The sequence below is a fragment of the Bacillus sp. 05T21 genome (genome assembly GCF_056396785.1).
In genome coordinates this window covers 58,693-72,239 of the sequence record NZ_JBFTMD010000007.1, presented here as the reverse complement: position 1 = coordinate 72,239, position 13,547 = coordinate 58,693, and the positions used below count along the sequence as shown (strand labels likewise).

The window sequence follows — 13,547 nt, the reverse complement described above, 5'->3', positions numbered from 1 at the left end:
TCGTTAGAATTGTTTCGTTATATTGTTAATTAAATAAATAAGTATACTACGTTTTATTTATTTGAATATATTAATACCACTCTTACTAATGATAGTAGTTAGGATAATTTTTTATATAAGTTATAGAACATAAATTGTAAATAGAGGAATGGACACAAAGTAGTCGGATAGTGGATTTAACTGTTAGCAGATGAAAGGTGAGATTGAATTGAAAGTAAAAGTGTTATTGGAAGAAATGAAAATTACGCAAAATAAAAGCATCGAACTTGAAATCTCTATACAAACAGATGGAAATATGCAAGATATTTATGAGAGAGTAAAGGGATTATTTATTCATAAAGGAGATTCTAAAAGACAGTTATCACTATCTAGTATGAAAATCCATAAAGATAGAATTATATGTGTTCTACCAATTTCAGGACTTTCCGAAATAACGAATAATGGAAAATTAAAAGTTTATTTACAACTAGATAAAGACATTGTTGTTCTTCATGTATATAACAATTTGGAGAAGGAATTCTTTATATGTCCTGATAACACAATTTTTCAAGTGAATGCGATTAATTCAGCTGAACAGTTTGTTGAATTTAGTAGAAAAGACTCTGTAGGTATTGTTGTCTCTGCAAATGAAATTTTTGAAAATGAAGAAAAAGATTTTGTAATACTGGGGGATTTCTCTCCGAAGTCTAAGCGTAGAGAGGTTTGTTTAAAAGAGTTCTTTTTGAAAAACGGCCTTACAAAAGAAGTGAAAAACTTAACAGATTTAAAAGTGAATGACAGTACAAATGAATATCAAGTAACGCTGAATTTAAAGGGAAATCCTTTATATGAAGGTAACTGGGAATTGTATTGCGAAGGGGAGCTTAATGGCAAGTCTGTATTAATAAAGGTTGAAAATAAACAAGAAAGAAAAGTAATCGGAAATTATTTTCGTTATAATGATCAATTGTATTATCACGTGTTTTCTCGTAATAATAAACAGGAATTAATTCTTAAAATTGAAAAAAATGAAGAGAGAATGGTTTCTACTAAAATTAAAACTGTAAATTTAGGACAAAACAAGCTCACTATCGAAGGATTCGTGCAATTTAATTATATGGTGGATGCGGAAAATCAGATGGTAGAGTTATTGTTTGTCCATCGAGATACGAAAAGACACCAATCACATCCTATTAGGATAATAAACCATTCTTTTACAAAGACAATAGCGTTTGAAGAAGGTGATTTCTTTGAAGAAAAGGGAATTTGGGATGTGTTCTTAAGTTTTAAAGTGAGCGGGGTTAAAGATAGAGTTCCATTAAATCTAGATTCTACCCTAGAATCTAAAATGGACTTTGTAGTTATACCTAAAACAATTTATACCCGATCCGGTACTATAAAAAGAATTCGACCGTATGTTACTTTAGATAATAATTTAGCAGTATTGGTTAGAGATGAAGGAGTATACTGTGATGTTATTAGAGTTGATTATGAAGCGAGTAAGCTAATCGTAAAAGGCTTTGTAAGCATTCCGGATGTTAACTATGTTTTAAAAGGTGTGTATCTTCATGAGGAATCTATGGATTTAAAAATTGATTGTATAAATGAATTTTCAGAAGGAGACGGAGGCTATTATTTTAATAGCTCATATGATTGGGATTCATTTGATATAGAAACAATTGGTGAAGTAAACTTACAGTTTATGATTTATATTGAGGGTAATGGAAATAACATTGTGTTTAGATTAGCCTCTAATTTAGATGATATCCAAAATAAAGCAAAGGTCATGATATATCCACCATTAAATAAAGATGCTAATGGATATCCGATACAAATTCGACCTTACTATACAAATGAAAATGAACTGTCTGTTTCAATACGGAACTCTCTTCAAGCACATTGTATCACGATGGATGCAAAGAAAAAGCACGTGAAATTTACAATTCAGCTAACAATACAAGACCAGTTTGTATTGCAAGATGCAGAATTAGTTTTGAGGCATAGTCAAACAAAAGAAATTATAAAACAGCAGCTTAAGTCAAAAAGTATAAATGAATATGTATGTAATATGGACCTAGCATTTATCAAATCTATTGGGTCTTATGAACAAGGTAGATGGGAAATTTATTTTTCTGCACGTGTAAATAATAATATCGTCCAAGCAAAATTATTTGGTAAGAATTTAGATGTTATTAATAAGAATTCGACCTTTAAATCAAATGCGATAAAAGTAGTGGGTGATTTATATCTGTCAATTTTCTTTGATAAAAAGAGTAGATTAATGTCACTTGAATCGCGAAATTTACGAGCACATGAGAAGTCAAGTGAAAAGATAAGACTTTTAGCAGCAAGATGTGTTGCTAAAGTATGGAGAAAGTTTAGAAAAAAACCGGTATGGCTTATTGGTGAAAATCTAGGAGAAGTTGCACAAGATAACGGATTTGCCTTTTTTGAATCTTGTGTTAAGAAAAATATCCAAGAAGAGACGTATTATGTGAGTAAGAAAAATAATAAAAATATGGATAATCTCTTACCATATAAAGATAAAGTTCTACGATACGATAGCTTTAAACATCTTGTTTTATACTACTTAAGTGAATATACAATTGTAAGTCATGGAATTAGAGATGTTATTCCAAGTATTGTTCATAATAAGATGGCAAGTAATACAAAGAAAGTTATCTATTTACAACATGGTATTATTGCGATGAAAAAACTGCAGTTTAATAGAAACTCATACAATGGGATGATTAAAAAATTTGTTGTTTCTTCAGAACATGAAAAAAATATTATGATCAATGAAATGAAATTTAAAGAGAAGCAAGTCATGGTTACTGGACTAGCTAGGTTTGATTCTTTAGAAGATAAAAGCAAGGCTAGGAAAACAAGAGAAATTCTTCTTATGCCTACATGGAGAGAATGGATTATTGGTTCGAGAGAAGAATTTTTAGCATCTGATTTCTTTGTGCATTACCATGGGTTATTAAAAGATAAGAAATTGCACGATTTGCTTGAAAAACATGATTTAGTGCTTAAGTTCTTCCCACACATTGAAATCCAAAAAAAATATAAGGATGAATTTGCATCTTTAAATGAAAGAATACAAATTGTTAAATTGGGCGAAGAAAGTGTAAAAGAATTGATGCAAAACAGTTCTTTAATGATTACGGACTATTCAAGCGTTGTATTTGATTTTAACCATTTGAAAAAGCCAACAATCTTCTATCATTTTGATGTAAATGATTATTTGAAACATAGAGGTTCCTATGTAGATTTAAGAAAAGATTTAGTTGGGGATATTGCACATACAAAAGAAGAAGTTATTAAATACGTAAGCGATTATGTTGAAAATGACTTTAAGTATAAACCTAAATATAATATAAATTCTAAAAAATATTATGCTTATCATGATAAGAACAACTTTGAAAGAATTTATAACGAAATTAAGAAGTTATCTAATAAAAAAACACCTAAATAGTGAGGTGAAGAAAAATGAAAATTACGTTTCTTGTATACAATATTTATGGAATGGGTGGAACGGTGAGAACGGTTATAAATACAGCCAATTACTTTGCCTCTAAAAATCATGATGTAGAAATTATTAGTGTGAGAAGAACAAGTGCTAAGCCGATGTTTGATATTGATAAAAAAGTAAAGATTACTCCAATTTTTGATGCAAGAAGAGGAAAGTTATTTGGTAAAAACACACCGCTATATCAAAAAATCATTAAAAAAATACTAATGAAATTCCCTAGTTTCTTTATAGATAAAAGCGAAGATTTATATCATATGTTTAATCTATTTGTAGATTTTAAAATTATTGCAGCACTTAAAAAGATAAACAAAGGAATTTTAATTACGACGATACCTTCTTTTAATATTTTAGCTACAAAGTTTGTAAAGAAAGATGTAATAAAAATTGGGCAAGAACATCTGTATTTTGCCGGTCATGCACCAGGATTACAAAATAAAATAAAGAAATATTATAAAAAGCTAGATGCTCTAACATGCTTAACAGACTCCGAAATTAATGACTATGAGCAGTTATTAATAGGAAGTAAGGTAGATTTATACAAAGTAGAAAATGCCACAGATATTCCGGAAGAAACAGCGGATTTAGATAAAAAAGTGGTTATTGCGGCTGGGCGTTATGCTCCTGAAAAGGGATTCGATCTCTTAATTCCGGCTTTTTCTAAAGTTATCAAAAAACATCCTGATTGGAAGCTGAAGATTTTTGGATCTGGAGTAGAGGAAGAGGCACTTCGCGAAAAAATCTTTGAGGAAAAAGCGTATAATAATATTTTCCTTATGCAAAAGACAAATAATATTATAGGTGAAATGCGTAATGCTTCTATATATGCTTTAAGTTCTAGGTATGAATCCTTTGGAATGGTAATTATTGAAGCAATGTCTGTTGGAGTTCCTTGTGTAGGTTTTGCATGTACGGGTCCTAGAGAAGTTATTACACATAAAGAAGATGGTATTCTAGTAGAAGAAGGAAATGTAGAGGAATTAGCTAATTCATTAATGATGCTAATTGAGTCTGAAGAATTAAGAAAAGAGTATGGTCGGAATGCTAAAAAGAATGTTGAAAGATATACTTTCAATGTCGTTGGGGATAAATGGGAAAACGTTTTAGAGGATCAAGCACAAAAAACAATAAAACAAGATAAAAAAGCATTAGCTGAGGTATCAATATAAATTAATTATTTTGCAGGAGGGAACTCCAAGTAAATATGTAGATATATAGGAGATTTTTTGTTTCAAGATAAAAATTATAATAATTGTGATAGGCTTTTTGCATAAAGTGAGGCTTCTGTTGGTGAGGGATTTACGGGACTGTGAAGAGTGGATTGAGATTATTCTCATATATTAATTTACTTTATATATAGGGGCAACGAATGTATTTAATACTGTAATCATTAGTTAGCTTATAAGGTATTTTTTATTAGCAGTTAGATTTTAAGACTTAATATAATTATCCTTAGAATTATTACTAGGAGGAATATCATTGAAAAAAGTAAGAAAAGCTATTATTCCAGCAGCTGGATTAGGGACTCGCTTCCTACCAGCAACAAAAGCAATGCCAAAAGAAATGTTACCAATTGTTGATAAACCAACAATTCAATATATCGTGGAAGAGGCAATTGCGTCTGGAATTGAAGATATTATTATCGTAACAGGAAAAGGAAAACGTGCAATTGAAGATCATTTCGATCATTCCTTTGAATTAGAACAAAACTTACTATCAAAAGGAAAGTATGAAACTCTTGAAAAAGTACAAGAATCTTCAAAGATCAATATTCATTATATTCGCCAAAAAGAGCCTAAAGGTTTAGGACATGCTGTTTGGTGTGCTCGTAAATTTATTGGAAATGAGCCATTTGCGGTACTACTTGGTGATGATATTGTTCAAGCGGATACGCCGTGCTTACGCCAATTAATGAATCAATATGAGAATACACAATCATCAGTAATTGGTGTTCAAACTGTTCCAGAGAATGAAACGCATCGCTATGGTATTATTGATCCGCTAGAGCAAAAGGATCGCAGTTATCAAGTGAGTAAATTTGTTGAAAAACCTGCTAAAGGAACAGCACCATCTAACTTAGCGATTATGGGGCGTTACGTGTTAACTCCAGAAATCTTTATGTTCTTAGAAGATCAACAAACAGGGGCAGGCGGAGAAATTCAGTTAACAGATGCGATTCAGCGTTTAAATGAAATTCAACGTGTATTTGCATATGATTTCGAAGGAAAACGCTATGATGTCGGAGAAAAACTAGGGTTTATTCAAACAACAATTGAAATGGCACTGCAACACGAAGAGTTAAAAAAAGAGCTATTAGATTATATGAAAAAGTTAGTGGAAAGCGCAATGGTTTGTAACTAAGCTTTAACGATACAAAAAAGACTTCATTAGAAATGAAGTCTTTTTTTGTAGAAAAGGATGCTAAAATTTTTATGGATCAGAATCAATATGTTGGGTAAACAGTTAAGGTGAATCTGTTTTTGGAATTAGCTTTTTAATAATACTTCTTTTTTTCAGTCGTCAAACTTGTAGGATATTGTTTAATTCAGTTTTAAATGGTTTTTATAATATATCAATACATGAATAAATTAATTCATTTGAAATAATTATTTATGAAGTTATTTTTGAATTTATATAAGGATAATTGAATTAAATATACTAAGGTAATTGTTGGGTTTGATGTATAAATTTATATTGACGGGTTCATTATCAAGAACTAAAATGAATATTAAATGAGTATATTAAGATTAAAGAAACAAGGTATGAATTTTCCGAATGGAATGTATACTCGGAAAATTCATTCTACTTACGATTTAGTAAATTATGTTCGATATAATCAAAATTAACTTAGGTTATACGATTTGATTTACCAGCGAGTAGCTTTTTTATTAGTTAAATAGACAGTAATGGAGGGGAAACATGGAAAAGGAAATAAACTTAAAAAATTTATTTAATGTTATAAAAAGAAAATTTTGGATTATTGCAGTAATTACGATATTAGCGGCATGTATTGGTGGTATATATAGCATTTTCATGAAAACGCCTTTATATGCGTCTTCTGCAAGAATCCTCATTCCAGCTAATGCTGATGCTATAGCTACACTTAAAGTGATGATAAAGGAACCTATTGTTTTAGAGAAAGTGGCCCAGCAATTAAATTCGCAAAAATCAGCAGATGCATTGAATGGACAGGTTAGTGTTGGAAAGATTGAAGAGTCACAGGTTTTTGTTATTACGGCTGTGGATACTAATCCAGCCCAGGCAGTCAAAATTGCCAATGCTACAGCAAATGTTTATAAAGAAGAAGCCAATGCTATCCTAAATTTTTCGAATGTCCGCATCTTAACAGAAGCAAAAGTACAAGAGCATCCTTTACCGATAAACTTGAATCATGCAAAAGCGATTGAGATGGCCTTGGCTGCCGGTCTTATACTGAGTATCGGAGTAGTCTTTGTATTGGATTCTCTTGATGAAACAATTAAATCGGAACGTAACATTGAAAAATTATTACCGGTTCCCGTTTTAGGAAGTGTTTCTCAAATGAAGAAAAATAATATAGTAGATAAAACAAGTAAGAGAGAAAGTGTAATAGTGGAGGGGAAAACATTTGATTCATAATAAAAAGCAAAGCCGTATCCTTGATAATAGTCATTTAATTGCTCATATCGCTCCGAAATCGAAGATGGCTGAGGAATATCGAACAATTCGTACTAACCTTCAATTTGCAATTGGCACGGACAAAACAAGAACTATAATTATTACTTCTCCTGGATATGGAGAAGGTAAAACCACCACTGTGGCAAATTTGGCGGTTTCTATGGCTCAGCGAGATGAAAAAGTCTTAGTTGTTGATGCGGATTTGCGAACTCCGGAACTACATGCGATTTTTGGAATGGAAAATAAATCTGGATTAACAAATGTTTTGGAGGGAAAAGCAGCATTAGAAAAAGTGGTAATGCAGACAGAAATCAAAAATGTACATATATTGACAAGTGGTCCCGAAATTAATAATCCAGCTGAGATACTTAGTTTACCATCTATGCAAAATTTAATTAGCAAAGCAATAGAGCAGTATGACATTATTTTATTTGATTCTCCGCCCCTTCTTGAGGTTATAGATACAAATATACTAGCTAGTCAATGTGATGGGGTATTATTGGTGTTAAGTTGCTATCAAACTGCTAGTGAAGCAGTTGTTGAAGCGAATAGGGCCTTAGATTTAACAAAAGGAAAGCTTGTAGGGGCTATTCTAAATAAAAAAGTATAAGAGATTTATTAGAATTGATTATACATAAAATAATAATACAGCGCTTTCCTAATGGGTGACGTAAGGATGAGAAGCTTTTCATATATTTTATAGTAGAGAATGAAAGACCACCTATAAAAAATTATAGGGTACGGTGATGTCTCCTTACCACTATCAATGGAGACACTCGATCATACTGTGGGTTGAAGAACCTTAGACGTTAGTCGTCAAGAGTGTGGTGTGAGGGAGGGTTGGATGCCCAAACTTATTTGAAGTTCTTGTCTAGAAAGTCTTTCTAAAGGATTTTGTAGATAGGAACTTTGTATTAGTTGGTTATTGATTATTTTCCTTGTCTATATGTTTAGCTAGACATATTCAATATATAAATCTTTTAATTCTAAGATAACAATTATGAGGATTTCCTTTTGTTATATATAAAAAATTTAGAGAGGGGGGCCTATTATGACGTATCGCCAGAGATTATCCTTATTAATTTTAATTGATTCCTTAATCGTATTAACTACGGTTTTCTTTAGTCGCTTCTTAGTAAGTGCTGATTTCAATGTCATAACATTTCCCATCGTAGTGAGTGCAATGACGCTGCTATTTAGCCATCATATTTTTTCTTTTATTTATAAGCTTTATAAAAAAGCATGGGAGTATGCAAGTGTAGGAGAATTGCTAATTATTTTAAAAGCAATCACACTTTCTGTTATCACAACAGCAGTAGTACAACAAATATTGGTTCAAGATATTTATTTCCGTCTTCTTGTTGTAACGTGGATGATTCATATTTTACTGATTGGAGGATCACGTTTTCTATGGCGGATGTTCAGAGATGCTTATATTCAAAAAGGGGAGGACAAAAAAAGAACACTAATTATTGGTGCGGGTTCTGCAGGTACAATGGTTGTAAGGCAACTTTTGAATAGTAATGATACTGAATTACTGCCTGTGGCATTTATAGATGATAATATAAAGAAACAAGGGTTGGATATTCTTGGAATACCGGTAATTGGAGGAATTGACCGTATTGAATTTGCTGTTCAGCAATTAGATATCGATAGCATCATAATAGCAATTCCTTCACTTAGCAAGAAAGCATTAAATATGATTTTTCAAGAATGTTCCAAGACAAAAACAAAAACACAAATTCTTCCAATGCTAGAGGATTTAGTGACTGGAAAAGTTTCAGTGAATGAATTTCGTGATGTCCAAGTAGACGATTTATTAGGACGTGATCCTGTTGAATTGGATATTGAAAGTATTTCAGAATTTATTACTAATAAAATTATTTTAGTAACTGGTGCTGGTGGTTCAATTGGATCTGAAATTTGTCGTCAAATTGCAAAATTCAACCCAAAACAATTGATTTTATTAGGTCATGGTGAAAATAGTATTTATTCTATCGAAATGGAATTGAAAGAGCTATACGGTGACACAGATATTGTCGTTACCACAGAAATTGCTGATGTACAGGATGATCTGAAAATGATGTCAGTAATGAGTCAATATCAGCCTCAAGTTGTTTATCATGCCGCTGCACATAAGCATGTACCATTGATGGAACGTAACCCCGAAGAAGCTATCAAAAACAATTTAATTGGGACAACAAACGTGGCAAAAGCGGCAAGCTGGAATGGGGTCGAGACGTTTGTAATGATTTCTACAGATAAAGCTGTGAATCCGACAAGTGTAATGGGAGCAACAAAAAGGCTTGCTGAAATGGTAATTCAAAACTTGGACAAAACAAGTAATACAAAGTTTGTGGCTGTAAGATTTGGTAATGTATTAGGAAGCCGCGGTAGTGTTATACCGTTGTTTAAAAAACAAATTAAGCAGGGTGGTCCAGTTACGGTTACACATCCAGATATGATTCGTTACTTTATGACAATTCCAGAGGCGTCCAAGCTTGTAATACAGGCTGGTGCATTAGCTAAAGGTGGAGAAATATTTGTGTTAGATATGGGAGATCCTGTGAAAATAGTAGATCTTGCGAAAAATTTAATTACATTATCAGGAAATTCGCTAGAAGAAATACAAATAGAGTTCACTGGAATAAGACCTGGAGAGAAGCTCTTTGAAGAACTATTGAAAAAAGAAGAAATACATGAACAACAAATTCATCCTAAAATTTATATAGGTAAAACATCGAACCTTTGTATAAACGAAATTGAAGCAGTTCTCCAAACTTATAAGAATCTCGAGAAGACGGAATTAAGAAAACGTGTATTGACATTGGCAAATAGTCATATAACTCCACGAAATATGATATAAATATGGATTTTGATCTGCATATATATGCTTAGACTTATGTTTTACTATGTAGAGAAATGAGAATGAAGTATGCACAGGTGGTTAGTTACAATATAACAATTGTAGGGTGATATATATATGGAAAATAAAGTATTATTTTGTGCGACGGTAGACTTTCACTTTAAAGCATTTCATTTGCCGTATATGAAATGGTTTAAAGAACAAGGCTGGGAAGTCCATGTTGCTGCTGCTGGCAACATAGAACTCCCATATGTGGATAAGAAGTATGACATTTCTATTCAAAGGTCACCTTTGCAATTTAAGAATATTAAGGCTTATAAAGAGCTGAAAGATATTATTGATGAAAATCAATATAAAATTATTCATTGTCATACCCCGATGGGGGGAGCCGTTGCACGTTTGGCAGCAAGAAAATCTAGAAAACATGGAACAAAAGTTTTATATACTGCGCATGGATTTCATTTTTGTAAAGGTGCCCCGCTTGCAAATTGGCTGTTATATTATCCAATTGAAAAAATGCTAGCAAATTATACAGATTGCCTCATTACAATTAACCAAGAAGATTATAACTTGGCTGTTCAGCGAAAGTTTAAAGTACCTAAAATTGAACAAATTCATGGGGTGGGAGTGGACACAGAATATTTTAAACCAGTTAGTGAGGCTCAAAAGAATTTTCTAAGGATTGAGATGGGTTATAAACCGGATGATTTTTTAATGTTTTATGCGGCTGAGTTTAATAAAAATAAAAATCAGCAGTTTTTGATTCGTTCATTGGCCTTAATAAAAGATCATGTTCCCAATGCGAGGCTTCTATTGGCTGGGAATGGTCCTTTGATAAATGATTGCAAAAATTTAGCTAAACAAATGGGCGTATTTGAAATGATAGATTTCCTTGGTTATAGGAATGATATTGCAAAAATTTTACCTATTTGTGATATTTCTGTTGCATCCAGTCTACGTGAGGGGTTACCAGTTAATATTATGGAAGCGATGGCTTGCGGATTGCCTGTTATAGCTAGTGAGAACAGGGGCCATAAAGAGTTAATTCAAAATGGTGTAAATGGTTGGACAGTAGGTCGTGAAGACATACAGACAATGGCAGAAAAGATAAAATATCTTGCTGAAAATAGTAGCTTACAAGGCATATTCGGAGAGTCTGGTCGTGAGATTATTAAAAATAATTATGCCGTCAATAAAGTATTAGAAGAAAAGAGCTATATTTACACCATGTTTATGAGTGGAACGGAGGCGTTAGATTGGATTGTCCATTAAGAATCTTACATGTTGTAGTCAATATGAACCGTGGTGGTGCAGAAACCCTTATTATGAACTTGTACCGGAATATAGATCGAAATAAAGTGCAGTTTGATTTTCTTACTTGTAAGGAAGGTGTTTTCGATACAGAAATATCAGAATTAGGTGGGAAAGTGCACAGGATTCCATATATTACTGATGGTGGTCATAACGAATACATAAAGTCTTTAGATAATTTTTTTGAATCTCATCAAGAATATAAGATTGTACACTCACACATGGATAAGATGAGTGGATTTGTGTTACGTGCAGCTAAGAAAGCCGGTATACCAGTTCGTATCGCACATAGTCACAATACTAGCAGTGAAGGTGGAGTTGCTGCGAAAGTATATAAGTGGTATGCAGGGAAGTATATATTAAGAAGTGCGACACATCTTCTAGCATGCTCGGATGCAGCATCTCGCTGGTTATTTGCAGGTAAAACAGATACTGCCACGATTTTAAAAAATGGAATTGAGCCTGAAAAGTTTTCATTTTCCCCCGAAATTAGAAAACAGATAAGAGAGGAACTAAATCTTACAGTTGATAACTTTGTAGTAGGGCATGTAGGAAGGTTTGCGCATCAAAAAAATCATGGATTCCTTATAGAAGTGTTTGCTCAGTTAGTTAAACTTAGAAGAGATTCCGTTCTTGTTTTGGTGGGGGATGGTCCGTTACGGGTAAAGATTGAACAAAAAGTGGAAGAATTAAATTTAGGGGCTAATGTAAAGTTTCTTGGCATAAGGAGCGATATCGACCATTTACTTCAAGCTTTTGATGTATTTGCATTCCCATCGATTCATGAAGGATTGCCTGTTACTCTTATAGAAGCGCAAGGAGCTGGGTTATCTTGTGTGATCTCGGATGCGATAACTAAAGAAGTAGACATGGGAGCAGGTCTAGTGAGTTTTGAAAGCATAAATACCTCCCCCGAAATATGGGCGCAGGATATATTGGATGTCAATAAACGTATGCAAGATGTAGAAGGGTATATCAAGAAAGAAGGATATGATATAAGTAAATCGGCTACTTGGCTTGAGAATTTTTATCTTCAAGCGCTTTAATTAATAGTAACTTCTATATTTTAAATAATGTCTAAAGGATTAAAAAGGAGCACAATGATGTCAAGAGTTTCATGTTGTCTTAGGCTAGGAGAAGTTCCGCTGCATCTCTATAATATAACTGCAGGTTTTGTTCTACTTGCTCGACAAGGAGTAATAGACTTGAGGATAGAGAAACTTAGTAAGAATCATCAAGATCAATTACCCTACAATATGATGGAAGTTATAATCAACGGGAAAACTCGAGTGTTATATGATGTTAATGATGGTTATGATAATTTGCTTAAGCAAAATCAGGATTATGTCGAGTTTATGAATGTGTTGTTAGAAAAATACGACTTTTACTTTAAGCGAAGTTTTAATAGCTTTTATAATTCAAAGTTAAGGCATAAGGAAAAAATTTATCCTCTTGGATTAAATTATATGGTTACAATACCTGGAAATATTGCGCATTCACCGATGCCTCAAGATCCACTTAGGGAGAAAATTAAGAAAATAATACGGAAGGTTCCGTTGTCTCAATATTACAATGGTTTATATCGTATTAATTCTTTTGAAGATATACCTCATAAGGAAATAGATTCAAAAATTCTTTTTATGGCTAGGCTATGGGATGTAAATGGAGATTATGAAGGACAAATTTCTTCGAATAAAAAGGAAGAACGTGCATATATTAATGATTTTCGAGCAACATGCATTAGACTTTGTCGAAAAGAGTTTGGAGATAAATTTTATGGAGGAGTAGCACCATCAGAATTTGTATATAAAAATTATGCAGATATTGTTATAGAAGACGGAAAAGCTACTGAACGGAATAATTACCTAAGAAAGGTAAAAGAATCTGCAATTTGTATTGCAACTATGGGATTACATCAATCTATTGGTTGGAAATTTGCAGAGTATGTTGCAGCAAGCAAGGCTATAGTAACAGAAGAATTACATTATGAGGTCCCCGGTGATTTTCGTGATGGTCAAAATTATCTTGTTTTTAAAACACCAGAAGAATGTATAAATCAAATATATACTTTATCAAATGATGAAAATTATAGATATCAAATGATGATTAACAATTATAGATATTACCATGAATATGTAAGACCTGATAGATTAGTATTAAATAGTATATTAACAATATTAGGGGATGAATTTTAATAGATTA

At 32.4% G+C, this 13,547-nt stretch carries 9 protein-coding genes; all 9 read left to right on the top strand.

The window, feature by feature from the left end:
• Positions 1–208 precede the first annotated feature (208 nt).
• The gene (locus AC1DKZ_RS15305; protein WP_476996551.1) at positions 209–3,457 is read left to right on the top strand and encodes a CDP-glycerol glycerophosphotransferase family protein; all 3,249 of its coding nucleotides are present in this window, start codon (positions 209–211) and stop codon (positions 3,455–3,457) included.
• 152 nt (positions 3,458–3,609) lie between these two features.
• Positions 3,610–4,680, top strand: coding sequence for a glycosyltransferase (locus AC1DKZ_RS15300; protein ID WP_231348244.1), 1,071 nt, complete (start codon positions 3,610–3,612; stop codon positions 4,678–4,680).
• A 310-nt stretch (positions 4,681–4,990) separates the two neighbouring features.
• Positions 4,991–5,872, top strand: coding sequence for a UTP--glucose-1-phosphate uridylyltransferase GalU (gene galU / locus AC1DKZ_RS15295; RefSeq protein ID WP_044439500.1), 882 nt, complete (start codon positions 4,991–4,993; stop codon positions 5,870–5,872).
• A gap of 558 nt (positions 5,873–6,430) precedes the next feature.
• Entirely contained in the window at positions 6,431–7,129 is a 699-nt protein-coding gene (locus AC1DKZ_RS15290; RefSeq protein WP_044439499.1) for a YveK family protein, read from the top strand.
• The gene (locus AC1DKZ_RS15285; RefSeq protein ID WP_044439497.1) at positions 7,119–7,778 is read left to right on the top strand and encodes a CpsD/CapB family tyrosine-protein kinase; all 660 of its coding nucleotides are present in this window, start codon (positions 7,119–7,121) and stop codon (positions 7,776–7,778) included. Before AC1DKZ_RS15290 ends, AC1DKZ_RS15285 begins: the two co-directional genes overlap by 11 nt.
• 441 nt (positions 7,779–8,219) lie before the next feature.
• Entirely contained in the window at positions 8,220–10,034 is a 1,815-nt protein-coding gene (locus tag AC1DKZ_RS15280; RefSeq protein WP_476996550.1) for a polysaccharide biosynthesis protein, read from the top strand.
• Positions 10,035–10,151: 117 nt separating this feature from the next.
• Positions 10,152–11,306 (top strand): glycosyltransferase family 4 protein, encoded by a 1,155-nt coding sequence (locus AC1DKZ_RS15275; RefSeq protein WP_002184564.1) that lies wholly within the window; start codon positions 10,152–10,154, stop codon positions 11,304–11,306.
• The gene (locus tag AC1DKZ_RS15270; RefSeq protein ID WP_016127632.1) at positions 11,291–12,391 is read left to right on the top strand and encodes a glycosyltransferase family 1 protein; all 1,101 of its coding nucleotides are present in this window, start codon (positions 11,291–11,293) and stop codon (positions 12,389–12,391) included. Before AC1DKZ_RS15275 ends, AC1DKZ_RS15270 begins: the two co-directional genes overlap by 16 nt.
• A gap of 57 nt (positions 12,392–12,448) precedes the next feature.
• Positions 12,449–13,540 (top strand): glycosyltransferase family 1 protein, encoded by a 1,092-nt coding sequence (locus AC1DKZ_RS15265; RefSeq protein WP_476996549.1) that lies wholly within the window; start codon positions 12,449–12,451, stop codon positions 13,538–13,540.
• Positions 13,541–13,547: the final 7 nt, after the last annotated feature.